The sequence below is a fragment of the Candidatus Pelagibacter sp. HIMB123 genome (genome assembly GCF_052048195.1).
In the GTDB taxonomy this organism is placed as follows: domain Bacteria; phylum Pseudomonadota; class Alphaproteobacteria; order Pelagibacterales; family Pelagibacteraceae; genus Pelagibacter.
This window is the reverse complement of the sequence record NZ_JBNAIL010000009.1, coordinates 59,323-82,359: the sequence shown is the minus strand read 5'-3', so window position 1 is coordinate 82,359 and position 23,037 is coordinate 59,323. Positions and strand designations below refer to the sequence as shown.

Annotated in this window: 26 protein-coding genes and 1 riboswitch; of the genes, 22 read left to right on the top strand and 4 right to left on the bottom strand. The window is 29.7% G+C overall.

The genetic code is table 11. The features are described from left to right. The 7 genes from ACTTBL_RS03125 to panB form a co-directional block, all read left to right on the top strand. Nucleotides 1-366: SAM-dependent methyltransferase (locus ACTTBL_RS03125; RefSeq protein WP_440643575.1), on the top strand; the 366-nt coding region annotated here is incomplete at its 5' end. Nucleotides 367-403: 37 nt separating this feature from the next. Continuing rightward, nucleotides 404-1,480, top strand: coding sequence for an IMP dehydrogenase (gene guaB, locus ACTTBL_RS03120; RefSeq protein ID WP_440643574.1), 1,077 nt, complete (start codon nucleotides 404-406; stop codon nucleotides 1,478-1,480). Continuing rightward, complete coding sequence (locus ACTTBL_RS03115) at nucleotides 1,480-1,920, top strand: tetratricopeptide repeat protein (RefSeq protein WP_440643573.1); 441 nt, start codon at nucleotides 1,480-1,482, stop codon at nucleotides 1,918-1,920. Before guaB ends, ACTTBL_RS03115 begins: the two co-directional genes overlap by 1 nt. Next, on the top strand, nucleotides 1,910-3,472 hold the full coding sequence (guaA, locus tag ACTTBL_RS03110) for a glutamine-hydrolyzing GMP synthase (RefSeq protein WP_440643572.1): 1,563 nt from the start codon (nucleotides 1,910-1,912) through the stop codon (nucleotides 3,470-3,472). Before ACTTBL_RS03115 ends, guaA begins: the two co-directional genes overlap by 11 nt. A 22-nt stretch (nucleotides 3,473-3,494) precedes the next feature. Next, nucleotides 3,495-3,914 (top strand): VOC family protein, encoded by a 420-nt coding sequence (locus ACTTBL_RS03105; RefSeq protein WP_075536028.1) that lies wholly within the window; start codon nucleotides 3,495-3,497, stop codon nucleotides 3,912-3,914. Nucleotides 3,915-3,924: 10 nt separating this feature from the next. Then, complete coding sequence (locus tag ACTTBL_RS03100; RefSeq protein ID WP_440643571.1) at nucleotides 3,925-4,326, top strand: hypothetical protein; 402 nt, start codon at nucleotides 3,925-3,927, stop codon at nucleotides 4,324-4,326. Next, entirely contained in the window at nucleotides 4,319-5,089 is a 771-nt protein-coding gene (gene panB, locus ACTTBL_RS03095) for a 3-methyl-2-oxobutanoate hydroxymethyltransferase (RefSeq protein ID WP_440643570.1), read from the top strand. Before ACTTBL_RS03100 ends, panB begins: the two co-directional genes overlap by 8 nt. Here panB and ACTTBL_RS03090 read toward each other — a convergent pair whose 3' ends face one another. After that, nucleotides 5,090-5,701, bottom strand: a complete 612-nt coding sequence (locus ACTTBL_RS03090; RefSeq protein ID WP_440643569.1) for a TerC family protein — start codon at nucleotides 5,699-5,701, stop codon at nucleotides 5,090-5,092. Nucleotides 5,702-5,812: 111 nt separating this feature from the next. Between ACTTBL_RS03090 and ACTTBL_RS03085 the strand changes: the two genes are divergently transcribed. From ACTTBL_RS03085 to ACTTBL_RS03075, 3 genes are read left to right on the top strand one after another with little or no spacing between them, the layout of a single operon-like run. Then, a complete protein-coding gene (locus ACTTBL_RS03085; RefSeq protein WP_145597144.1) occupies nucleotides 5,813-6,784 on the top strand; it encodes a TRAP transporter substrate-binding protein in 972 nt (323 codons plus the stop codon). A 49-nt stretch (nucleotides 6,785-6,833) separates the two neighbouring features. Beyond that, complete coding sequence (locus tag ACTTBL_RS03080) at nucleotides 6,834-7,322, top strand: TRAP transporter small permease (RefSeq protein WP_075484649.1); 489 nt, start codon at nucleotides 6,834-6,836, stop codon at nucleotides 7,320-7,322. After that, nucleotides 7,315-8,625, top strand: coding sequence for a TRAP transporter large permease (locus tag ACTTBL_RS03075; RefSeq protein ID WP_145597146.1), 1,311 nt, complete (start codon nucleotides 7,315-7,317; stop codon nucleotides 8,623-8,625). Before ACTTBL_RS03080 ends, ACTTBL_RS03075 begins: the two co-directional genes overlap by 8 nt. Here the strand turns inward: ACTTBL_RS03075 and ACTTBL_RS03070 are convergent. Then, nucleotides 8,622-9,107, bottom strand: a complete 486-nt coding sequence (locus ACTTBL_RS03070) for a tetratricopeptide repeat protein (RefSeq protein WP_440643568.1) — start codon at nucleotides 9,105-9,107, stop codon at nucleotides 8,622-8,624. The two genes, ACTTBL_RS03075 and ACTTBL_RS03070, sit on opposite strands and share 4 nt — an antisense overlap. Next, nucleotides 9,104-9,877, bottom strand: coding sequence for a 5-oxoprolinase subunit PxpA (locus tag ACTTBL_RS03065; RefSeq protein WP_440643567.1), 774 nt, complete (start codon nucleotides 9,875-9,877; stop codon nucleotides 9,104-9,106). The genes ACTTBL_RS03070 and ACTTBL_RS03065 overlap by 4 nt, the downstream gene beginning before the upstream one ends. A 27-nt stretch (nucleotides 9,878-9,904) precedes the next feature. On the opposite strand from ACTTBL_RS03065, the gene ACTTBL_RS03060 reads away from it, so the two are divergent. The 10 genes from ACTTBL_RS03060 (at nucleotide 9,905) to ACTTBL_RS03015 (ending at nucleotide 20,681) form a co-directional block, all read left to right on the top strand. Then, nucleotides 9,905-10,579, top strand: coding sequence for an allophanate hydrolase subunit 1 (locus ACTTBL_RS03060; RefSeq protein WP_440643566.1), 675 nt, complete (start codon nucleotides 9,905-9,907; stop codon nucleotides 10,577-10,579). Beyond that, complete coding sequence (locus tag ACTTBL_RS03055) at nucleotides 10,572-11,516, top strand: biotin-dependent carboxyltransferase family protein (RefSeq protein ID WP_440643565.1); 945 nt, start codon at nucleotides 10,572-10,574, stop codon at nucleotides 11,514-11,516. The genes ACTTBL_RS03060 and ACTTBL_RS03055 overlap by 8 nt, the downstream gene beginning before the upstream one ends. Beyond that, complete coding sequence (locus ACTTBL_RS03050) at nucleotides 11,516-12,388, top strand: DMT family transporter (protein ID WP_440643564.1); 873 nt, start codon at nucleotides 11,516-11,518, stop codon at nucleotides 12,386-12,388. The genes ACTTBL_RS03055 and ACTTBL_RS03050 overlap by 1 nt, the downstream gene beginning before the upstream one ends. Before the next feature lie 30 nt (nucleotides 12,389-12,418). Then, a riboswitch (glycine riboswitch) is annotated at nucleotides 12,419-12,504 on the top strand. Between the two features lie 77 nt (nucleotides 12,505-12,581). Beyond that, the gene (gene gcvT, locus ACTTBL_RS03045) at nucleotides 12,582-13,685 is read left to right on the top strand and encodes a glycine cleavage system aminomethyltransferase GcvT (protein WP_440643563.1); all 1,104 of its coding nucleotides are present in this window, start codon (nucleotides 12,582-12,584) and stop codon (nucleotides 13,683-13,685) included. Further along, nucleotides 13,685-14,065, top strand: coding sequence for a glycine cleavage system protein GcvH (gene gcvH / locus ACTTBL_RS03040; protein ID WP_023854947.1), 381 nt, complete (start codon nucleotides 13,685-13,687; stop codon nucleotides 14,063-14,065). Before gcvT ends, gcvH begins: the two co-directional genes overlap by 1 nt. Beyond that, a complete protein-coding gene (gcvP, locus tag ACTTBL_RS03035; RefSeq protein ID WP_440643562.1) occupies nucleotides 14,065-16,935 on the top strand; it encodes an aminomethyl-transferring glycine dehydrogenase in 2,871 nt (956 codons plus the stop codon). The genes gcvH and gcvP overlap by 1 nt, the downstream gene beginning before the upstream one ends. Before the next feature lie 6 nt (nucleotides 16,936-16,941). Continuing rightward, on the top strand, nucleotides 16,942-18,180 hold the full coding sequence (locus tag ACTTBL_RS03030; protein ID WP_440643561.1) for an NAD(P)/FAD-dependent oxidoreductase: 1,239 nt from the start codon (nucleotides 16,942-16,944) through the stop codon (nucleotides 18,178-18,180). Beyond that, nucleotides 18,173-18,937: a DUF1365 domain-containing protein gene (locus tag ACTTBL_RS03025; RefSeq protein WP_440643560.1), complete on the top strand. Its 765-nt coding sequence runs from the start codon at nucleotides 18,173-18,175 to the stop codon at nucleotides 18,935-18,937. The genes ACTTBL_RS03030 and ACTTBL_RS03025 overlap by 8 nt, the downstream gene beginning before the upstream one ends. Then, on the top strand, nucleotides 18,937-20,115 hold the full coding sequence (locus ACTTBL_RS03020) for a class I SAM-dependent methyltransferase (protein ID WP_440643559.1): 1,179 nt from the start codon (nucleotides 18,937-18,939) through the stop codon (nucleotides 20,113-20,115). Before ACTTBL_RS03025 ends, ACTTBL_RS03020 begins: the two co-directional genes overlap by 1 nt. Before the next feature lie 5 nt (nucleotides 20,116-20,120). Further along, nucleotides 20,121-20,681: a DUF3833 domain-containing protein gene (locus ACTTBL_RS03015; protein WP_023854952.1), complete on the top strand. Its 561-nt coding sequence runs from the start codon at nucleotides 20,121-20,123 to the stop codon at nucleotides 20,679-20,681. Here ACTTBL_RS03015 and ACTTBL_RS03010 read toward each other — a convergent pair whose 3' ends face one another. Further along, nucleotides 20,682-21,440: an SDR family NAD(P)-dependent oxidoreductase gene (locus ACTTBL_RS03010; protein ID WP_440643558.1), complete on the bottom strand. Its 759-nt coding sequence runs from the start codon at nucleotides 21,438-21,440 to the stop codon at nucleotides 20,682-20,684. 8 nt (nucleotides 21,441-21,448) lie between these two features. On the opposite strand from ACTTBL_RS03010, the gene ACTTBL_RS03005 reads away from it, so the two are divergent. Both ACTTBL_RS03005 and ACTTBL_RS03000 read left to right on the top strand, forming a co-directional pair. Next, complete coding sequence (locus ACTTBL_RS03005; protein ID WP_440643557.1) at nucleotides 21,449-21,931, top strand: TspO/MBR family protein; 483 nt, start codon at nucleotides 21,449-21,451, stop codon at nucleotides 21,929-21,931. A gap of 2 nt (nucleotides 21,932-21,933) precedes the next feature. Further along, the gene (locus tag ACTTBL_RS03000; RefSeq protein ID WP_440643556.1) at nucleotides 21,934-23,037 is read left to right on the top strand and encodes an NAD(P)/FAD-dependent oxidoreductase; all 1,104 of its coding nucleotides are present in this window, start codon (nucleotides 21,934-21,936) and stop codon (nucleotides 23,035-23,037) included.

Sequence of the window (23,037 nt, the reverse complement as noted above, 5' to 3'; positions counted from 1 at the left end):
ATGGAACCCATAGGTAATAGTGTTCAAATCCAAGGAGATTTTACTGAAGAAAAAACTCAAGAAGAAATTAAAAAATATATAAACGGCAAAGTTGACGTCGTAATGTCTGATATGGCCGTAGATACAACTGGTATTAAAAATATAGACTCAATTCAAACAGGAGAACTATGCAAAGAGGCAATGTTTTTTGCAAAAGATTTAATGAAAGAAAATGGATATTTTATTTCAAAAATTTTCATGGGAGGAACATTTAATGAAATCGTCGCAGAGGGAAAAAAATATTTTAAAGAAGTTAAGGTTTTTAAACCAAAATCTAGCAGAAAAGATTCAAAAGAAAGTTTTATAATCTGTAGAAAAATTCGATAGAGACTTTTAATTTAAAAGGAATCGTATATAAAAGATTATGGTTCCCATAAAAGAAGCACTTACCTTTGACGATGTTACATTAGCTCCAAAGTATTCAGAAATATTACCTTCTGATGCAGACACTAGTGTATCTTTAACAAAGCATCTAAAGCTTAAAATTCCACTTTTATCATCTGCAATGGATACTGTCACCGAGAGTAGAATGGCAATAGCTATAGCTAAAGTTGGGGGTATTGGAGTAATTCACAGAAACCTTGATATAAAAAAACAAGTATCAGAGATAAAAAAAGTAAAAAAACAAAAACTAATTGTTGGAGCAGCTGTAGGTGCAGCACCTAATGAATTTATTAGAGCCAAAGAAATAATTAAAGAAGGTGTCGATTTAATCGTAGTAGACACAGCACATGGTCATACAAAGAAAGTTGCCGAAATAATTAAATATATTAAAAAAATAAAAACTAACAAAATTGCTTTGTGTGCAGGAAATATTGCAACACCAGAAGCTGCAAAATTCCTAATAAAGTTAGGAGTAGATATAATTAAAATTGGTATAGGACCTGGTTCTATTTGTACAACACGATTGGTTGCTGGAATAGGAGTTCCTCAATTAAGCGCAATTTTAGCTGTAAGAAGTGGTTTAAAAAATAAAAATGTTAAAATAATTTCAGATGGTGGAATAAAATATTCTGGTGATTTAGCAAAAGCTTTTGCTGCAGGAGCTGATGCTGTAATGATCGGTTCGTTATTTGCAGGTACAAACGAAACTCCAGGGAAATTAATTAAAAAAAATGGACAGCTTTTTAAAAGTTTTAGAGGCATGGGGTCTGTTGGAGCTATGAACAAAGGCTCAGCTGATAGATACTTTCAAAAAAAACAAAAAGACTCCTCAAAATATGTGCCTGAAGGTGTTGAAGGTTTTGTTAAATATAAAGGAGATGTTGGGAGTATTATTTATAAATTAATTGGTGGATTGAAATCTTCTATGGGTTATCTTGGATCAAAAACAATCATTAAATTAAGAAATAAACCACAATTTGTGAAAATTACAAAAGCTGGATTTTATGAAAGTATGGTACATAATGTAGATGTGGTAAAAAACGATAGTAAATATTAATGAATAAATTATTAAAATTAATAGGGTTAATACTTTTAACAGCTTCTTTTAACAGCACGTCTTTTAGTAAAGAAAATTTTTTTAATGAAGCTTTAGAATTGTTTAAAAAAGAAAAATATGAAGATGCACGTTTTCTATTTGAGAGAAACATTGTTTTTAATCCAAAAGATGCAAACTCATATTTATATTTAGCAAAAATTTATAACCAAGAAGAAAATCAAAGAAAAGAAGAATACAATTTAGAAACGACACTTTTAATTGAGCCTGATAACGAAGAAGCTTTATTAATGTTAATGAAAATTGCTTTAGAAAAATCTAATTATGAAAAAGTTAAAGATCTTTCAGGTAAGTTTGTAAAAGTTTGTAAAAATTTATGTGATGAAAACAAAGATATTCAAGAGTCATTAAAAAATATAGAACCTGAAAATAATGAGTCTTGATCAAAATCTTAACAAAATCTTAATAATGGATTTTGGTTCTCAATTTACTCAACTAATTGCAAGAAGAGTAAGAGAATTAGGTGTGTTTTCAGAAATAGTTAGTCACAAAAAAATAAAACTAAAAGACATAAATCACAGTATTAAAGGAATAGTATTATCTGGCGGCCCATTAAATGTTTATCAAATAAATAAATATTCATTTGATAAAAAAATTTTACAACTTGATGTACCAGTTCTTGGAATATGTTTTGGGCATCAAATTTTATCAAAACTTAACGGTGGAAGGGTAAAACAATCAAAACATAGAGAATTTGGTTTAGCTAATGTTTATAAAAAGAATAACAGTCTTTTAACAACTAATTTTTTTGGAAACAAAAAATCTAAACAAGTTTGGATGAGCCATGCTGATCAAGTTTCAAAACTTCCTAAAAATTTTAAAGTTGTAGCATCAAGCACTAATTCAAAATTTGCAATTGTTGAAAATAAAATAAAAAAATATTATGGAGTACAATTTCATCCTGAAGTAACGCATACAGAGAATGGAAAAAAATTAATTAGTAATTTTATTTTTTCAATTTGTAAAATTAAAAGGAATTGGTCATCTAAGGATCAAAAAAATCAACTTATTAAAGATGTCAGAAAAAAAGTTGGAAATAACAAAGTTATTTGTGCATTATCAGGAGGTGTAGATAGTAGTGTAGTTGCTCAATTACTGAATAAAGCTATTGGTAAAAAACTTTATTGTATTTTTGTAAACACAGGCCTTTTAAGAAAAAATGAAGAAGCACAGGTAGTTCAAACTTTTAAGAAGCGTTTAAAAATGAATTTAATTTATGTAAATGCTGAAAAAGAATTCTTAAAAAAATTAAAAAATGTTTCTGATCCAGAAAAAAAAAGAAAAATAATTGGTAATTTATTTATCAAAATCTTCGAACGATATGCCAAGAAAATTAAAAATGTTAAATTTTTAGCTCAGGGCACTCTTTATCCAGATTTAATTGAGAGCAAATCTGTTACTGGAAGTCAAACTTCTAAAATTAAATCACATCATAATGTCGGTGGCTTACCCAAAAAAATGAATTTAAAATTAGTAGAACCACTAAAATTCTTATTTAAAGATGAGGTAAGAAAATTAGGATTAGAGTTAAATTTAAGTAAAGAAATTATTTCAAGACACCCTTTTCCTGGACCAGGCTTAGCTATTCGAATGCCAGGCATAATAACTAATGAAAAAATTAAAATTTTAAAAGATGCTGATTATTACTTTATTCAAGCTTTAAAAGATCACGGTCTTTATCATAAGATTTGGCAAGCTTATGCGGCATTACTTCCAGTAAAAACAGTGGGTGTTATGGGAGACAATCGTACTTATGAATACTTATGTTTATTAAGAGCAATTACATCTGAAGATGGAATGACAGCTGACTATTATGAATTTAAAAAGTCTTTTATGCAAACTATATCAAATAAAATAGTTAACAGTATAAGGGGTATAAACAGAGTAGTGTATGATGTCACTTCAAAACCACCTAGCACTATTGAATTAGAATAGTTTTTAATTATAAATTAACATTATGAAATATTTACACACAATGATTAGAGTTAAAGACGTGGATGAGTCTCTAAGATTTTTCTGCGAAGGACTTGGTTTAAAAGAAACAAGAAGAATGGAAAATGAAAAAGGTAGATTTACATTAATTTTTCTTGCAGCACCAAATGATGAAAAAGCAGAAATAGAATTAACATATAATTGGGATGGTGATGAGCTTGGAGAAGGTTCAAGAAATTTTGGTCATCTTGCCTATAGAGTAGATAATATTTATGAAACTTGCCAAAGATTAATGGATATGGGTTATACTATTAATAGACCTCCAAGAGATGGCCATATGGCTTTTGTTAGATCACCAGACAAAATTTCAATTGAAATTCTTCAAGAAGGAAATTTAGAACCCAAAGAGCCTTGGGCCTCAATGGAGAATACTGGTACCTGGTAATATTTTTCTAATGTGGATTGCTAAGTTTAACAAACCATATAAGGAAAAAATTAAAAAATTAACTTTTAATTTTGCAGATATTAAGAAAGGTGAAACGATGCTAGTTTCATCCCCAAGTTCAATAGCAAAATATATTCATAAAATTCCTAAAGGTAAAAAAAAGACAGTTATTGAAATGAGAGAAGCTTTAGCTAAAAAAGCCAAAGCTAACAAAACGTGCCCAGTATCAACAGGGATTTTTTTAAGGATTGCTATAGAGGCATCATTAGAGGAACAAATTAAAAATAAAACTAAAAAACCAAAACTTCCTTTTTGGAGAATTATTGACGAAAAATCTCCTATTGTAAAGAAACTATCTATATCTAAAAAGCTTCTGAAAGCTTATAAGAACCAAGAATTTATAAATGAGTAAAATTAAAAAATTTATTGCAAAAAAAAATAAGTCAAAAATAGTTAGTCTAACTGCCTATTCAAAAAATATTGCTTCTATATTGGATAATTATTGTGATTTAATTTTAGTAGGAGACTCACTTGGTTCGGTTTTATACAATTATAAATCTACAAGAGAAGTAAATTTGAGCACTATGATTGAACATTCTAAAAGTGTGAGAATGGGTATAAAAAAAAGTTTAATGATTGTTGATATGCCACATAATACCTATCGAACTCCCAAAGAGGCTTTAAAAAATGCAAAACAAATAATGAAAAAAACTAAATGTAATGGAGTAAAATTGGAAGGAGGAAAAAAAATTTATGAGACAATTAAAACTTTAGTTAAAAATAAAATTCCAGTTATGGGCCATTTAGGGCTACTTCCTCAGTCAGATAAAACTTTTAAATTTAAAGGCAAAAAAAAGCTAGAAAGAGATAACATTCTAAGAGACTCAAAATTGTTAGAAAAAGCCGGAGTATTTTCTATTGTTTTAGAATGTGTTGAAACTTCTTTAGCAAAACTTGTTACTCAAAATATTAAAGTGCCAACAATAGGGATTGGAGCTTCTAAATATTGCGATGGACAAATATTAGTTTTTGATGATTTAATTGGCCTAAATCCAATGAATTATAAGTTTGTAAAAAAATATGCAAATATTAGAAAAGATATTTCTAAAGCTGTTTTTAATTATTCAAAAGAAGTTAGAAAAATTAAATTTCCTAATAAAAAAAATTCTTTTTAGTTAAAAGTATTTTTTAAATTCTTCATTAATTTTTAGTATTTCAAGATCAACTAACCCACCAATTACTAATTGTAGACCTACGATTAAGATAAATATTAAACCAACATAAGCTATCCAGATATGTCTTTGGATATAATTAGCCATATATGTAGCTAAAGCACCAGTCAAAACAACTGATAACATAAGACCAAATATCATAAATCCAAAATATCCTTTTGCTGCCGCAACTACACCAATGACATTATCAAAACTAATCATGATATCTGCAAATAATACTTTTCCAATGCTGCTAATGTATGAAGGCTCTTTTCCTTTTTTAGTAGTAGGTTTTACTTTTTTAATGTCTAGTAAATCTTTCCTTAAATCATTTACAATCCAAATTAATAATAAACCACCTAAAATTTTTATAAAATAAAATTCAAATAAAAAAGTCGCAAAAATTGCAAAAAAGATTTTAAAAACAAATGCTCCAATTACACCCCAAAGAATTATTTGTTTTCTATTTTTTGGAACAAAATTTGAAGCTATAGATCCGACTATAACCGCGTTATCTGCCGTTAATATAATTGTGATAAAAATTATATTGGTTAAAATTATGAGCTCTTCAATCAAGATAGCATTATAATAGTATAATCTGACAATTTTTCAATGAGACCATAATGATAATTTTATTGATTTAATCTCTGAGAGATAATTAAATGTTTATTTTAAAAAGGAGGATAGATGAAATTATTCAAATTATTTATATCTATAATTACTTCAGTATTGTTATTTGCAAACGTTTCTTTAGCTGAAAAATGGGATATGGCACTGGCTTATGGTGCTGGAAACTTTCATTCTGCTAATGCAACAGAATTTGCAAAGAATGTAACTGAAAAAAGTGGTGGAAAACTTACAATTGTTACTCACCCAGGTGGTTCATTATTTAAAGGTGGTGAAATTTTCAGAGCTGTAAGAACAGGTCAAGCACCTATTGGTGAAAGATTTATGTCTGCTCTTGGAAAAGAAGATCCTTTATATGAAATTGACTCATTACCTTTCTTAGCAACTACTTATGATGATGCTATGAAATTATATGAAGCTTCAAAGCCATATATTGTTAAGAGTCTTGACGAAAAAGGATTGGTATTTCTTTATGCAGTACCATGGCCTGCTCAAGGACTTTACAGTAAAAAGCAAATTAAAAAAGTTGGTGATCTAAATGGATTAAAATTTAGAGCATACAACTCTGCAACAATTAGAATTGCGGAGTTAACAGGAATGGCGCCAACTAAAATTGAAGCAGCTGAAATTAGCCAAGCATTTTCTACAGGTGCCGTTGAAAGTATGATTACTTCTCCTACAACTGGAAAAAATAGCAAGATTTGGGAAAATGGTGTTAAATATTTTTATGATATAGCAGCATGGTTTCCAAAAAATATGATCATAGCTAATAAAGCCGCTTGGAATAAACTTGATAAAGCAACTCAAGATCTTGTCATGAACCAAGCAGCAATTGCTGAAGAAAAGGGTTGGGAATTATCTAAACAAGGTAATACTGGAGACAAGAAAGCTTTAGCAGATGCTGGAATGGAAGTAGGCGAAGTTAATTCAGCTTTGAAAAAACATTTTGAAAAAGTTGGAGCAACAATGTCTGAAGAATGGAAAGCAAAAGCTGGAGATAGAGGTGCTGCAGTTTTATCTGCTTACAAATAAATAGTCTTAAAAAAAAGGCCAACTTGTAGTAAGTTGGCCTTTTTACTAAATGTTTCAATCAATAAATAATAATCTAAATAAACTTTACAAATTTTCAGGTTATTTAGCTGCTTTTTTTTTAATACTTGTTGCAGTTTTTATTTTAATTGGAATTTCCTCGAGGATTTTTGGTTTTTACATAAGGGGTTTAGCTGAGTACTCAGGCTACTGCATGGCCGCAGCCTCTTTTTATGCTTTGGCTTTTACTTTTGTTGAGGGTGGACATATTCGAATTACTCTTTTCTTAGAAAAAGCCTCTTCATCTTATAAGAGATTTTTAGAAATATGGTGTCTGATTGTAGCAACAATTTTTTCAGGTTATTTGTCTTTTTACTTATGGAAAATGTTATTAATCTCTTATGATTTTCAAGAGAGAAGCGAAGGTGCAGATGAGATCTTAATTTGGATACCTCAAACCAGTGTAGCTATTGGATCTTTAATTCTTTTTATAGCTGTTTTACATAAATTTATTTTAACAATTTTAAATAAGAATGACTGAAATATTTCTCATAATATTTTTTATAAGTGTACTTTTATTCTTTCTTGGATCTGGCATCTGGGTAGCAATAAGCATGATAGGTGTTTCAACAATTGGGATGATGCTATTTACTTCAAGACCAGTTGGAGATGCCATGGCAACTACGATATGGGGAACCTCATCATCATGGACATTAACAGCTTTACCATTGTTTGTTTGGATGGGTGAAATATTATTTAGGACTAAGTTATCAGAAAACTTATTTGCTGGACTATCACCATGGATGCAAAAATTACCTGGTGGATTAATTCATGTAAATGTTGTTGGTTGTGCACTTTTTGCAGCAATTTCTGGCTCTTCTGCTGCAACTGTTGCAACAGTAGGTAAGATGTCTATCCCAGAACTAAGAAAAAGAAAATATCCAGAAAAAATTTTGTTAGGTAGTCTAGCTGGCTCAGGAACCTTAGGGCTTCTTATACCTCCTTCAATAATATTAATAATTTATGGAGTAACTGTTCAAGAGTCTATAGCAAAGCTATTTATTGCAGGAATTATTCCAGGGATAATGATTGCACTTATATTTATGTCTTACGTGATGATTTGGTCTTTAATAAATAAAAAAAGCATGCCAAAGTATGTAGAAAATTTTTCCTTTCTAGAAAAAATAAGAAAATCAAAACAACTATTACCAGTAATTATTTTAATATCAGCTGTGATTGGATCAATTTACACTGGAGTTGCAACAGCAACTGAGGCAGCTTCTTTAGGTGTGGTAGGGGCTTTAATTTTATCTTACTTTCAAAAAAGCTTAACCATTGAAACATTTAAACAATCCTTGTTAGGAGCAACTAAAACATCTTGTATGATTGCTTTTATTTTAGCTGGCTCTACATTTTTATCATTAGCAATGGGATTTACGGGTCTACCAAGAAATCTAGCTATCTGGATACAAAATATGGAGCTATCACCTTATGTATTAATTTTTGTATTAATGATTTTTTATATTATTCTTGGAATGTTTCTTGATGGAATTTCAGCAGTAGTATTAACAATGGCAATTATTGAACCAATGATTAGACAGGCTGGTTTTGATATGATTTGGTTTGGTATATTTTTAGTTATTGTAGTTGAGATGGCTCAAATTACTCCACCTGTAGGATTTAATTTATTTGTTTTACAAGGAATGGCTAACAAAGATATGGGATTTATTGCAAGAAGTGCTTTTCCATTATTTTTATTAATGATACTTGCAGTAATACTCGTTGTTATTTTTCCAGAAATTGCATTATGGATGCCTCAACAAATGGTTCAAAATATTAATTAATATTTTGATTTTTTCGTTCCATCAATAATTTCTTTTAATTCAGTGTACTCTTCACAATTACAACTTTCTAATACTTTTAATCTTTCTTTAGCTAAATCTAATCTATTTGTGACAACATATAATTCACCCAAATATTCATTTATCCCTACATGATTTGGATCAATTTCTAAACCTAAAAGATAATACTTTTCTCCATTTTCAAAATCTCCAAGTTTCCTAGTTGTAAAACCAAGATAGTTTAAAGTATCTGCTTTGAGTGGTTTTTTTTTGTTTGATTTGATTAACAAAGCTTGAGCTTTTTTATATCTTTTATTGGCTTTTTCTATTTTTCCTTTTTTTTCATATTTTTTAGCCGCTTTAATTAAAGTAACAGCCTGAGTATAATCTGATTTTACTTTACTAGTGCTCTCTGATCCTGCGGAATATGAATTTGTTGATAGTAAAACTAAAAACAAAAGTGAATAAAAAGTTTTTTTGATCATATAAATTTTTTCATTTGGTTAAGTGGTTTTAATTGCAGCCCATTTTCTATTAAATTTTCCCTAATTGATTTTGCAGTAGATAATGAACTTTCATTATCCCCATGTATGCACACAGAGTCTATTTCACAAGGTATCTGCTTTCCACTGTGACAATTAAGTGACTGATTTTTAACCATATTTAATACGTGTTTTTTAGCTTCTTCTGGATCAGTAATAAGAGCGTGTGGTTTTTTTCTAGAAACCAAATTGCCATCATCCTCATAATTTCTATCTGCAAAAATTTCACAAGCTATACGAATGTTTAGTTTTTTGGCTGCTTCTTCCATTTTAGATCCTGTAGGAACCAAATAAATTAAATCTTTACTAATTTCGTTTATAGCTTTTGCTAAAGTAGTAGCTAAATCTATATCCTCACAAGCCATATTATTTAAAGCACCGTGTGGTTTTATGTGAGTAACATTCTCTCCATGATCTTGAGCAATTTTTTGAAGAATTTCATATTGATCAATAATCAATTGCCTTACCTCATTAGGTGGAAGATTCATTCTTTGCCTGCCAAAATTTTCAGGGTCATTAAATGACGGATGCGCTCCAATACTAACACCATTTTTTTTTGAAATTTGAACTACTTGATTCATCGACTCACTATCACCTGCATGATAACCACATGCGACATTTGCAGAATTAACTATTTCTAGTAAATCTGGATCATACTTATTTGAATGATGTTTTGATTTTTCACCTAAATCGCAATTTATATTAATTTCCATAGTCTCTAATGTTAAGTATAACATGACATGATAAAAAATATATCAAATCTTGGTGACGCAGCTTTGTACTGTGATTTTGGTAATGAAGTAAATAAATCAATTAATTCACAAGTAATAAAATATTTTAAAACTATTAAAGAAAAAAAATTTGAAGGCATAAATAATTTAACACCTTCTTATAATAAACTAATTATTTCTTTTGATCTAAAAAAAACAAATTTTAAAGAAGTAAAAAATTATGTTGAAAACATTAATGCTCAAGACTCAAAAGATATAAATTCAAAAAAATTAGAAATACCAGTTTGTTGTCATGAAAATTTTTCAATGGACATTAAAAGATTGGAAGAAATATTAAAATTAAGTAGAGAAAAAATTTTAGAGAATTTTTTAAATAAGGAATATTTTTGTTACATGACAGGGTTTATTGCTGGCATGCCTTTTCTCGGTGACTTAGATGAGAATATGCGAGCTCAACGTTTAGAAACCCCAAGAGTAAAAGTGCCCAAGGGATCTGTTGCATTAACTGAGCAATTTGCAAACATTTATACATTTGAAAGTCCAGGTGGATGGAATATTTTGGGAAATACTCCTTTAGATGTTTTTGATAGTTCAAAAGAAGACAAACCAAACCTAATTAATCCAGGAGATACAGTAGTTTTCAAGGAAATTACTTTAGATCAGTATAAAAATTATAATGAGTAACAATTATTTAGAAATAATTAGACCTGGAATTAATACTACTTTTCAAGATAAAGGTAGGGATCATCTTTATCATATTGGTATTCCATTTAGTGGTGCTATGGATAACCGAAATTATCTTATAGCTAATAAACTTGTTAATAATAATTTAGACTCTGCAGTGATAGAGTTTGCATATCAAGGTCCTCATATAAAATATTCTGGAGAAAAAATTAATTGTGCCATCACTGGAGATGTAATTTTTTCAATTAAAAAAAAAGATACTGAAATTGAGGGTAAATGTTTCGAAAGTTATCAAATTGAAAATGGAGATGAGATAAATATCATATCTACAAATAAATCAGTTTATGGATATTTAGCATTAGGTGGAGAGTTCGATTTAAAATTTCAATGGAATAGTTGTTCTATAAATACGAAAGCAAATATTGGATCTAATGATGGAAAAAAATTAGATGTAGGTCAAAGAATTAATTTAAAAAAAATAAATTCAAATAAGGATATTAAAAAAACTAATTACATTAATACCAAAATAGAAAACATAAGGGTGATCAGAGGTACTAATTTTGATTACTTTTCTGAAGAAGGTAAAAAAATATTTTATGAAAAGGAATTCACAGTATCCAAACTTTCAGACAGAATGGGTATGAGACTAGAGGGACCTAAAATTGATAATATAGTGAATACCAACATAAAATCAGAGGGTTTGATTAAAGGTGTAATCCAAGTACCGGCAGACGGAAATCCAATTATAATGCTTTCAGATCATGGTACTATTGGTGGCTATCCAAAAATTGGAGTTGTGGCTAGTGTCGATTATGACCGATTAGTACAGATGTCTCCTGGTTCAAAAATAAAATTTAAAGAGATTAATTTATCTGATGCAGAGACTTTATTTAAGTTATATGAAATGGAAACTCAAAATTTACTATCACAAATTTAATGAATTTTTTATCAAAAATACCAGGACCTTTTTTAGTTTTTTTAGGAGCTTGCGCGTTAAGTTTTGGAGGTTTAATTGTTAAGTCTTTCGATGGATCTACACTTTGGCAAATATTATTTTGGAGATCACTTTTCTTTATTGGAGTAATTACAATTTTTTTAATTTTTACTTACAGAGGAAAAATTTTCAGTGCTCTTTATAAATCTGGAATTCCAGGTTTATTTGGAGGTATAATTTTATCTATTGGATTTGCTAGCTATGTATTTGCTATGTACGAAACAACAGTAGCTAATGCAAACTTTATAATTCAAACTCAAGCTTTGTTTTTAGCAATTTTTGGTTATGTATTTTTAAAGGAAAAAATTTCTAAAATTACATTAACTTGCATTATTACAGCAGTAGTTGGCATCATTTTAATGTTAGGAAGTTCACTAACACCAGGTCAAATGACTGGAAACCTAGTTGCATTTATCATGCCGATATCATTTGCAATCTTAATTTTAATTGTCAGAAAATATCCAAAAGTCGACATGATACCTTTACAATTAGTTGCTGGAATTTTTGCAACACTAATAGGTTTGTTTATGTCACCGAGTATTTTGGTTTCAACAAATGATATTTTTTTAGGTTTTATTGCAGGATTTTTTCAAGTTGGACTTGGATTTATACTTATAACAATTGGAGCAAGATCAACTCCTTCAGCATTTGTTGGAATCATTATGTTAACTGAAGCTGTTCTAGGACCCATGTGGGCATGGATGTTTGCAAACGAAAACCCACCACTTACTGTACTTTTTGGGGGAGCCGTAGTTATAACAGCAGTAGTTATACAGTTTTTGTCTCCATTACTTATTAAAAAGCTAGCTAAATAAATTTCACATAAACATTTTAAATGTGTTATAAATTTATTAACGGGAGAGACTACTTTTGTAGCGCCGAAGGAGCAACCACCCCGGAAACTCTCAGGCAAAAGGACCGTACATATTAACTCTGGAAAGAGAATTATTCTCGCCGAAGGAGCAAATCTCTCAGGCACCAAGACAGAGGGGGCAAAGAAGAGTTAATATGGAAATAAAAAAAACATCACTAAATAAACTTCATCAAAGTAACAACGCTAAGTTTGTTGAATTTGCTGGCTATGAAATGCCTATACAGTATAGCAAAGGTATTATTGAAGAGCATAAATTCACAAGATCCCACTCTGGAATATTTGATGTATCACATATGGGCCAGCTATTTATATATGGCGATGAAACTTTAACAGATGAATTAGAAAAAATTTTTCCATTAGATTTAAAAAATCTAAAACAAAACTGCTCTAAGTATAGTTTTTTAATGAATGAGGATGCGGGAATTTATGATGATTTAATCATCACCAAAATAGAGGAGGGTTATTTAATTATCTTAAATGCTGCATGTAAAGATAAAGATTTTGAGATTTTATCTAATTTACTAGGCTCGAAATTTAAAATGAATTTAGATAACAATAGATCTTTGATAGCAATTCAAGGACCTAAGTCTGTTGAAATTTTAAACTCAATTATAAATGGGGTTGATCAACTAAATTTTATGACAGGAAATTGGTTCGATTCTGATAATCAAAAATTATTTGTCACAAGATCAGGTTATACAGGGGAAGATGGATTTGAAATTTCAATTTCTAACGATAAAGCTGAAAAATTCGTTGAAAATTTAATAAAAAAAGGAGCACAACTTATAGGACTTGGGGCAAGAGATACCTTGCGATTAGAAGCTGGATTATGTTTATATGGTCACGAATTAGATATTAATAAAACACCAGTTGAGGCAAACCTTAGATGGGCAATCTCAAAATCTAGATTATCAAATGGAGGTTTTATTGGATCGAAAAAAATTATGAACCAAATGCAAGATGGAGCAAGCCAAATAAGAGTAGGGATTAAACCCGAAGGTAGATTGATTGCTAGAGAAAAAACTAAAATATTTGATGATACAGATACACAAATCGGTGAGATAACTAGTGGTACGTTTGGACCAAGTGTAAACGGTCCTATAGCGATGGGTTATGTTAATAAAGAGTTTTCAAAAGTTGATACTAAAATTTTGCTTGAGGTAAGAGGGAAAAAACATCCAGCAAATGTTTGCGCATTACCATTTTATAAAAAAAATTATGTGAAAGGAGTGAATTAATGAGTGAAGTTAAATTTTCAAAAGAACATGAGTGGATTACTTTAGAGGGAGATGTAGCCACAATAGGAATTACAAAACATGCAACAGAAATGCTTGGAGACATCGTTTTTGCAGAACTTCCTGAAAAAGGATCTAATGTTGAAAAAGATGGTACTGCAGGAGTAGTAGAGTCTACGAAAGCTGCTAGTGATGTTTATACACCAGTCAGTGGTGAAGTAGTAGATACCAATCAAGCCATTGTAGACGATCCTTCTAAAATTAATGAAGATCCAGAGGGTTCAGCATGGTTTTTTAAACTTAAAATGAAAGATCAATCTGAAATGGACAGCCTGATGAACAAAGAAGAATACGATAAATTTGCAAAGGAGAGTGCTAGCTAATGTTACATAATTCTCAAAAAGATTTTTTAAAAAGGCACATTGGACCTTCAGATGAAGATCAAAATAAAATGCTTAAGGAACTTAATTATAAATCACTTGATGATTTAATCAAAAGTACAGTTCCAGAAAAAATCCAATTGAAAGATGAATTAAATATTGGTGAGTCTAATTCAGAATATGAAGCATTAAGAAAATTAAAAGCGATTTCGAAAAAAAATCAAATTTACTCTAACTTTATAGGAATGGGTTATTACGGAACCTATACGCCATATGTAATTCTAAGAAATATTTTAGAAAATCCAGGTTGGTACACTTCTTATACACCTTATCAACCCGAGGTAGCTCAAGGAAGATTAGAAATGCTGCTTAATTTCCAACAAATGATTGTTGATTTCACAGGAATGGATATCGCAAATGCATCTTTGTTAGATGAAGGAACAGCTGCCGCAGAAGCAATGGGATTAAGTCATAGATTAAATAAAAAAGATAGTAATTTAGTTTTTGTCTCAGAAAATTGTCATCCACAAACAATAGATGTAATCCAAACAAGAGCAGAGCCAATGGGATTAAAAGTACTTGTCGGAAATGAAGATGAAGTATTAGATCAATTAAAGGAAGATTTAGTTTGTGGTATATTACAATATCCGGGAACTTTAGGAGATATAAAAGATCCTAGTGAAGCAATTAGTAAAATTCATAAAAAAAATGGTAAAGCAATATTAGCTTGTGATTTATTGGCGCTTGCTAAATTAAAAACACCAAGAGAACTAGGAGCAGATATTGCTGTAGGAAGTTCTCAAAGATTTGGAATTCCAATGGGTTATGGTGGACCTCACGCAGCCTTCTTTGCAACTAAAGACGAATACAAAAGATCAATGCCAGGAAGAATTGTGGGAGTCTCTGTTGATAGACATGGAAACAAAGCTTACAGATTATCATTACAAACTAGGGAACAACATATAAGAAGAGATAAAGCTACAAGTAATATTTGTACTGCCCAAGCTTTATTAGCAATTGTTTCAGCCGCATATGCCATTTACCACGGACCAGATGGAATAAAAACTATTGCTGAGAGAGTTTCTCAATTAGCTAAAAATTTTGCAGATAAATTGAAACAATCTGGATATGAAATTTATTCAGATCATTTCTTTGACACAGTTACAATTGTAACAAAAGATAAAACTGATCAAATTTATAAAAATGCTTTAGATCAAAAGGTAAACATTAGAAGAGTAAATTCTGAAATGTTGGCAGTTTCTTTTGATGAAAAGAAAAATGTTTATAGAGTAAATCAATTGTTGAAAATTTTTAATGCAGCTGAATCAATTAAAAAAGAAGACCCAACAGTAAGTTTACCTAATTTACCAAAAAATTTATTAAGAACTTCAAAATATTTAGAACATCCTGTTTTTAATTCATATCACTCAGAAACTGAGATGCTTAGATATTTAAAAAAGTTAGAAGATAAAGATATAGCTTTAAATAGAACTATGATTGCACTTGGTTCATGTACTATGAAATTAAACGCTACTGCAGAAATGATACCTATTTCGTGGAGAGAATTAGCAGAGCCTCATCCATTTGTACCTATTGAGCAGATGGAAGGATATAGAGATTTATTCACTGACCTTAAAAATTGGCTAAGATCAATTACAGGTTTTTCTGGTGTTTCGCTTCAACCAAATGCAGGTGCCCAAGGCGAATATGCAGGATTAATGGTTATTAGAAAATATCATTTAGATAGAGGCGAAGAAAATAGAAACATATGTTTAATACCTAGCTCAGCACATGGAACCAATCCTGCTAGCGCACAAATGGTTGGAATGAAAGTTGTTGTTGTTGATTGTGATAAAGAAGGAAATGTTGATTTTGAGGATTTAAAGAAAAAAGCAGAAATGCATTCTGAAAATCTTGGAGCATTAATGGTCACTTATCCGTCTACTCATGGAGTATTTGAGGAAAAAATTACAGATATATGTGAGTTAATTCATAAACACGGTGGTCAAGTTTATATGGATGGTGCAAATTTAAATGCGCTTGTTGGTATAGCAAGACCTGGAAATTTTGGTCCAGATGTTTGTCACATAAACTTACACAAAACATTCTGTATTCCACATGGTGGTGGAGGACCAGGAATGGGGCCAATTGCGTGTAAAAGACATTTACAAGTTTATTTGCCTAATCATCCAGTTGTTAAGGACTGTGGGCCTGCTACAGGAATAGGTGCAGTTTCAGCAGCACCTTGGGGAAGTTCAAGTATTTTATCAATTTCTTGGATGTATATTAAAATGATGGGTTCTGAAGGTTTAAAATTAGCTACTCAAATTGCAATACTAAATGCAAACTATATAGCTCATAGACTCAAAGATCATTACCCAATTCTTTATAAAGGTTCAAACGGTAATGTTGCCCATGAATGTATTATTGATATTCGATCTATTAAATATGAAACAGGCATTACCGAAGAAGACATAGCTAAAAGATTGATCGATTATGGTTTTCATGCACCAACAATGTCATGGCCAGTAGCAGGTACAATGATGATCGAACCAACTGAAAGCGAAAGCTTGTCCGAACTAGATAGATTTTGTGATACTTTGATTAGCATTAAATCAGAAATAGATATGATCAAATCAGGAAAATTTGATAAAGTTGATAATCCAATTAAAAATGCACCTCATACAGATATTGAATTAGCTACAGATGAATGGAGTCATAAATATTCAAGAGAGCAAGCTGCGTATCCTGCAAAATTCTTAAAAGCAAATAAATTTTGGCCTCCGGTTGCAAGAGTTGATAACGTATACGGAGATAAAAATATTTTTTGTACGTGTCCAAGTATGGATGAGTTTAAAGAAGATGCAGCATAATAATTAATGAAAATTGCTGTTGTTGGCTCAGGTATTTCCGGATTAAGTGCTGCTTATTATTTATCTAAAAAACATCATGTGGATCTTTTCGAGCGAGAAGATCATTTTGGCGGACATTCACATACAATAGATATTTTTTTTGATGAAAAAAAAGTTTCTGTAGATATTGGTTTTATTGTTTTTAATTTTCAAACTTATCCAAATTTAATTAATTTTTTTAAGGAAAATGATATTCAAATTGAAAAAAGCAATATGTCTTTTTCAGTTTCAGTAGATAATACAAACTTTGAATATTGTGGAAAAGGGTTGAGTGGTATTTTCTCTAATAAATCAAATTTGTTTAACATAGAGTTCTTAAAAATGTTTTTTGATATCATTAAATTTTATAAAAAAAGTGATCAAGTAAATGTATCAAATGATAAAATTACTTTAGGTGAATATTTAAAAATTAATAAATTATCAAAAACATTTGTTGATTATCATATAATACCAATGGTATCTGCAATTTGGTCTATGCCTCCCTATGAAGCCAGCAAGATGCCGATTAGTTTCTTTCTTAGATTTTTCCAAAATCATGGTTTGTTTAAATTAAAAAATAGACCGCAGTGGTACACAGTAACTAACAGAAGCAGAACTTATGTAAGTAAAATACTTTCTCAAATAAGTGGTGAACACTACAAAAATTACAAAGTTACAAGAGTTAAAAGAAAATCATCAGGATTAGATTTATATTATGGTGGAGAAAGCGAATTTTTCGATTATGATAAAGTAGTTTTAGCGACACATGCTGATGAAGCATTACAGTTAATTGAAAATCCAACTGAAAATGAAAAAAATATTCTTTCGAATTTTAGTTACAAAGAAAATATAGCTTACATACATACAGATCAGCGAGCCATGCCAAAGAATAAAAAAGCTTGGTCTTCTTGGAATTCATCAATAGATGACAAGAATTTAGAGAAAAATTCAATAACCTACTGGTTAAATTTATTACAAAATTTAAAGTGTGATGAAAATATTTTCTTAACACTAAATCCTTACTTCAATATTGATGAGAAAAAAATATTGAGAAAAGTAAAATTTACACATCCATATTACGATCAAAAAGCATTAGATGCTCAATCAGAGCTTATTAAAATACAAAATCAAAAAGATTTACTTTTTTGTGGCAGTTATTTTGGTTACGGATTTCATGAAGATGGAATAAAATCTTCTATTGAAATGCTGAAAAACCTTAATGATTAGTTCTTGTATATATAATGGAAATGTAATCCATAAGAGATTTAAACCAAAAGAACATTCTTTTAAGTATAAAGTATTTTCATTATTTATAGATCTATCAGAGCTAAATGAGCTTAATGATAAATTAAAATTTTTTTCATTAAATAAATTTAATCTTATTAGTTTTTATGAGAAAGATCATGGTGATCGTGATGGGTCATCTCTTTTTGAGTGGGTAAAAAAAAATCTAATTAATAACGAAATCAGTACAGATAACATAAAAGTTAAACTTTTATGTTATCCAAGAATATTTGGTTATGTTTTTAATCCACTAAGTATTTTTTTTGTATATGATAGAAATGATAATTTAATTTCTATTTTATATGAAGTTAAAAATACATTTGGTGAGCAACACACATATGTTTTTAAAGTAGAGGGACAAAATAAATTAATTCAAAATAATTGTTCAAAGAAATTTCATGTTTCACCATTTATTGAAATGGATTGTAATTATTTTTTTAGGATATTAAATCCAGAGCAGAAATTGTCAGTTGTAATTGATCAATATGATCAAGAAGGAAAAATTCTTTTTGCATCTCAGGATGGTGAACGATCTGATTTGACAAGTAAAAACTTAATGAATTCTTATCTAAAACACCCTTTAATGACATTTAAAATTATCTCTGCGATACATTTTGAAGCGTTTAAATTGTGGATTAAAGGAATTAAATTTATTAAGAAAAAATTTAAAATTAAAAATAATATAACAGTAGAAAACTAATGTTTTTAAATAACGCTGCAGATAAATTAGTTTTTAAATTTCTTAATAAAATAAATTATGGTTATCTAGAGCTCACTACACATGATGGAAAAGTTTTAAAGTTTGGAAATCCAAATGAAAAATTGCATGCAAATATTTCAATCAAAAAACCAGATTTTAATTATAATTTAATTAGAGGTGGCAGTATTGGATTTGCCGAAAGCTACATGAGAGGTGAATTTGAAACTGATAACTTATCAAACTTAATTGAATTAACTGCAAGAAATATAAAAATAATATATAAATTCTCAGGTCTTTTAGATTTTCCAATAATTAATTTTGTAAAAAATAAAATAATAAAAAATACAAAAAGCAGAAGTAAAGAAAATATTGCTAAACATTATGATCTTGGGAATGATTTTTTTTCTCTTTGGTTAGATGACACACTTACTTACTCTAGTGCTATTTTTGATGATAAATCTAAAAATCTTTCTGACGCTCAAAATAATAAATATCAAAAATTAATTGATCTAATTAAACCAAATAATGGTGACAAAGTTTTAGAAATAGGATGTGGTTGGGGAGGTTTTGCTGAGTACTTAGGTAAAAAATATGATGTTAAACTTGACTGTATTACAATATCAAAAAAACAATTTGAATACGCAAAAGAAAGAATTTTTAATTGTGGTTTAAACGAAAAAGTAAATATTGAAATAAAAGATTACAGAGATCTTAAAGGTAAATACAATTCAATCGCTTCTATAGAGATGATAGAGGCTGTTGGTCAAAATTATTTAGAAGGTTATTTTAAAACTATTAAAACCAACTTATCTGATGGCGGTAAAGCAGCTATTCAAGCAATTACTATCGATGACAGATTGTTTGATAGATACAAAAACAAACAAGATTTTATTCAAAAATATATTTTTCCTGGTGGTTTTTTGCCTAATAAAAATAGTATTAATCGTTATGTTTCTGATAACGGTTTGACTATAAACTCATATATTTCTTATGCTGATCATTATGCAAATACATTGGCGATATGGAGAAACGATTTTTTAAAAAAATGGGATTTAATAAAAAATCAAGGTTTTGACTTAACATTTAAAAGAATGTGGGAGTTTTATCTTTCTTATTGTGAGGCTGGATTTAAGTCAAAAAATATTGATCTGATACAATTTTCAATGCAAAACAAATAAAAATAATGGAGATATTTATGCGACATATAAAAATAATTAAGTCAATTTCATTGATAATTTCATTATTCTTAATTACAAGTTGCTCAAACAATAGCGCTATGAAACCAGAAGACTTTAAAAACAAAGAACCAAGATTAATTATTGAGGAATACTTATCTGGAAATGTTAAGGCTTGGGGTGTTCTGCAAAATAGATCAGGAAAAGTTACAAGACAATTTTCTGCAGATTTAAATGGGACCTGGGATGGAAAGCAATTAATTCTTAAAGAAAAATTTAATTGGGATGATGGTGAAGTTCAAGATCGAGAATGGACAATAAACAAAATTGACGAGCATAATTACGAAGGAACAGCAGGAGATGTTGTGGGTAAAGCAATAGGATATTCTTACGGACCAGCGTTTAAATTTGAATATGTTCTATTAGTTCCGGTTAAAGGCAAAGAATTAAAAATAACTTTTGACGATTGGATTTTTAAACAAGATGATAGAGTTGCAATTAATAGAGCAACAATGACTAAATTTGGTTTTAAAGTAGCTGAATTAACAGTTGTATTTGTAAAAGATTAACTATTTTTTTTGATATTTCGTTAGTTTTCCAACTAAACCAAAATAAATTTTACTTGGTAAAAAACTCAATAGTTTTAATGTAATTGTAAGTGATTTTGGAAAATGTATTTCAAATATATTTTTGTTAACTAAACCTTCATAAATTTGATCTGCAGCATACTCAGGAGTTTTTAAAAAAGGCATTTTAAAATCATTTTTATCTGTCATAGGTGTTTTAATAAATCCAGGAGATACTAAACAAACACGTACATTGTATCTTTTAAAATCAAAATACAAACTTTCAGCTAGGTTATTTAATGCAGATTTAGATGGTCCATATCCAGTTGAATTAGGTAACCCTCTATATCCTGCAATTGACGAAACAATAGTAATTATACCATTTTTTTTATCTCTAAAGTATTGTTCAACTGCTTTGATGCCATTCACAGTTCCAAAAAAATTTACTTTAAAGACATCTTCCATTTGTTCGACATCTATATCTTTTTCTTTTTTAGGATCCCATGTTCCAGTTGAAAAAAAACAAATATCTATATTTTCATATTTGTTTTTAATTTCATTAAATACTTCTTTACATTTTTCTTTATCTGTTACGTCTAAAGGAAAACCTGAAATATTTTCATAAGAATTTGAAAGCTCATTTAGTAATTCAGCTCTTCTTGCAGATATAGCAACATTCCATCCCTTACTTGCAAACTTAATTGCTAAAGCTTTTCCAATACCAGTACTACCGCCTGTAATCCAAATAGTTTTTTTAGTCATTTTTTGTTATGTATATATCTAACATGTTTAAAAATAAATTTTTAACATTTATATTGTTTCTTGCTATTACATTCTCTGCTTCATTGATTGGCGGTTTAGCTACTGTTACTTTTAAAGAGCCATGGTACTCATTACTAAATAAACCATCATTTAATCCACCAGATTGGATATTCGGACCTGTTTGGACCACCTTGTATACATTGATGACAGTTGCAATATGGCTTTATTGGCATACGAAAAATAGAGATATGAATACTGTTTATATTTATTTTATCCATTTAGTATTCAATACAACTTGGAGTGTAGTTTTTTTTGTTTTTCACAATATGGTTTTGGCTCTTTTAGTATTAATCATACTAATAGCATTGATAATCAATCTTATTTTAAGGTTTAAACGCGTCAAGATGTTGAGTGCCTACCTAATGATTCCATATTTACTTTGGTGTAGCTTTGCAATAATTCTGAATACAAGCTTAATTATGTTAAATTAGATATGGATGATGTTGTAGTAATTGGTGGTGGAATTATAGGGGCGGCGACTGCTTATTTTTTATCCAAAGAAGGAAGAAAAGTAAAAGTTATTGAAAGAGACCCTACTTACAAAACAGCCTCATTCCCATTATCTCTAGGTGGTTTTAGAAGACAATTTTTCCAAAAAGAAAATATTTTATTAGGAAAATTTGCAAGAGAATTTATTTTTCAAATACCAGAATTATTAAAAACAGAAAAAAACCCTAACCCAACAGCTAGTATGGTAACCAATGGATATCTTTTAATGTTTGGTCCTGAACATGCTGAAGAACAATACAAAGCTTTAGAAAATCATAAAGAATGTGATGCAGGAACAAAAAATATTAAAGGTTCAGAATTATCTAAAGTTTTCCCTTATGTGAATAGCGAAGGAATAGAGACAGCAACTTATACGGATAATCAAAGTGAAGGATGGATTGATCCATTTATGTTTCATAGCGCTCTTAAAAGTAAAGCAATAGAGCTTGGAGCAGAATTTATTAAAGGTGATGTAAAAAGTATTTCAGAAATAAATGCTAAAACAATTGTTTCTGCGGCTGGTTGTTGGACAAAAGAATTGTTAGAAGATATTCCTGTTGTTCCTCAAAAGCATACCGTCTTTAGAGTAAAATGCCCAACATATATAAAAGAGATGCCACTAAGTGGAGACTTAACAACGGGTGTTTATTGGAGACCAGAGGGAGGGGAATATTTAGCAGGATCACCTATTTCTGTATTTGATGCAAATGATTTGGAACCAGCCTGGAATGATTTTGAGGAATTAGTTTGGCCGGCTCTTGCAAAGAGAATACCTGCCTTTGAAGAATTAAAGCTTACTGGTGGATGGGCAGGTTATTATGATTGTAATAGATTAGATAATAATGCAGTTGTTGGTAAGCATCCGAAATATGACAATGTTTATATGGCTTCTGGATTTACAGGCCGAGGATTAATGCAGGCACCAGGTATTGGTAGAGCCTTAACTGAATTAATCACAACAGGATCATACCAAACAATTGATATAAGTGATTTTGCAGTTGAGAGAGTTTTGGGTAAAACCGCTAGACCAGAGCCCTACGTTTTATAA

Excerpts from the sequence above, each read along its gene's own strand:
- ACTTBL_RS03025 (WP_440643560.1), top strand. The coding sequence starts at position 18,173 with ATGATTAGTTCTTGTATATATAATGGAAATGTAATCCATAAGAGATTT.
- gcvP (WP_440643562.1), top strand. The coding sequence starts at position 14,065 with ATGTTACATAATTCTCAAAAAGATTTTTTAAAAAGGCACATTGGACCT.
- guaA (WP_440643572.1), top strand. The coding sequence starts at position 1,910 with ATGAGTCTTGATCAAAATCTTAACAAAATCTTAATAATGGATTTTGGT.
- ACTTBL_RS03085 (WP_145597144.1), top strand. The coding sequence starts at position 5,813 with ATGAAATTATTCAAATTATTTATATCTATAATTACTTCAGTATTGTTA.
- ACTTBL_RS03070 (WP_440643568.1), bottom strand. The coding sequence starts at position 9,107 with ATGATCAAAAAAACTTTTTATTCACTTTTGTTTTTAGTTTTACTATCA.
- gcvT (WP_440643563.1), top strand. The coding sequence starts at position 12,582 with ATGGAAATAAAAAAAACATCACTAAATAAACTTCATCAAAGTAACAAC.
- ACTTBL_RS03100 (WP_440643571.1), top strand. The coding sequence starts at position 3,925 with ATGTGGATTGCTAAGTTTAACAAACCATATAAGGAAAAAATTAAAAAA.
- ACTTBL_RS03055 (WP_440643565.1), top strand. The coding sequence starts at position 10,572 with ATGAGTAACAATTATTTAGAAATAATTAGACCTGGAATTAATACTACT.
- ACTTBL_RS03105 (WP_075536028.1), top strand. The coding sequence starts at position 3,495 with ATGAAATATTTACACACAATGATTAGAGTTAAAGACGTGGATGAGTCT.
- ACTTBL_RS03010 (WP_440643558.1), bottom strand. The coding sequence starts at position 21,440 with ATGACTAAAAAAACTATTTGGATTACAGGCGGTAGTACTGGTATTGGA.
- ACTTBL_RS03050 (WP_440643564.1), top strand. The coding sequence starts at position 11,516 with ATGAATTTTTTATCAAAAATACCAGGACCTTTTTTAGTTTTTTTAGGA.
- ACTTBL_RS03015 (WP_023854952.1), top strand. The coding sequence starts at position 20,121 with ATGGAGATATTTATGCGACATATAAAAATAATTAAGTCAATTTCATTG.
- ACTTBL_RS03020 (WP_440643559.1), top strand. The coding sequence starts at position 18,937 with ATGTTTTTAAATAACGCTGCAGATAAATTAGTTTTTAAATTTCTTAAT.
- guaB (WP_440643574.1), top strand. The coding sequence starts at position 404 with ATGGTTCCCATAAAAGAAGCACTTACCTTTGACGATGTTACATTAGCT.
- ACTTBL_RS03030 (WP_440643561.1), top strand. The coding sequence starts at position 16,942 with ATGAAAATTGCTGTTGTTGGCTCAGGTATTTCCGGATTAAGTGCTGCT.
- ACTTBL_RS03060 (WP_440643566.1), top strand. The coding sequence starts at position 9,905 with ATGATAAAAAATATATCAAATCTTGGTGACGCAGCTTTGTACTGTGAT.
- panB (WP_440643570.1), top strand. The coding sequence starts at position 4,319 with ATGAGTAAAATTAAAAAATTTATTGCAAAAAAAAATAAGTCAAAAATA.
- ACTTBL_RS03075 (WP_145597146.1), top strand. The coding sequence starts at position 7,315 with ATGACTGAAATATTTCTCATAATATTTTTTATAAGTGTACTTTTATTC.
- ACTTBL_RS03005 (WP_440643557.1), top strand. The coding sequence starts at position 21,449 with ATGTATATATCTAACATGTTTAAAAATAAATTTTTAACATTTATATTG.
- ACTTBL_RS03115 (WP_440643573.1), top strand. The coding sequence starts at position 1,480 with ATGAATAAATTATTAAAATTAATAGGGTTAATACTTTTAACAGCTTCT.
- gcvH (WP_023854947.1), top strand. The coding sequence starts at position 13,685 with ATGAGTGAAGTTAAATTTTCAAAAGAACATGAGTGGATTACTTTAGAG.
- ACTTBL_RS03080 (WP_075484649.1), top strand. The coding sequence starts at position 6,834 with ATGTTTCAATCAATAAATAATAATCTAAATAAACTTTACAAATTTTCA.
- ACTTBL_RS03000 (WP_440643556.1), top strand. The coding sequence starts at position 21,934 with ATGGATGATGTTGTAGTAATTGGTGGTGGAATTATAGGGGCGGCGACT.
- ACTTBL_RS03065 (WP_440643567.1), bottom strand. The coding sequence starts at position 9,877 with ATGGAAATTAATATAAATTGCGATTTAGGTGAAAAATCAAAACATCAT.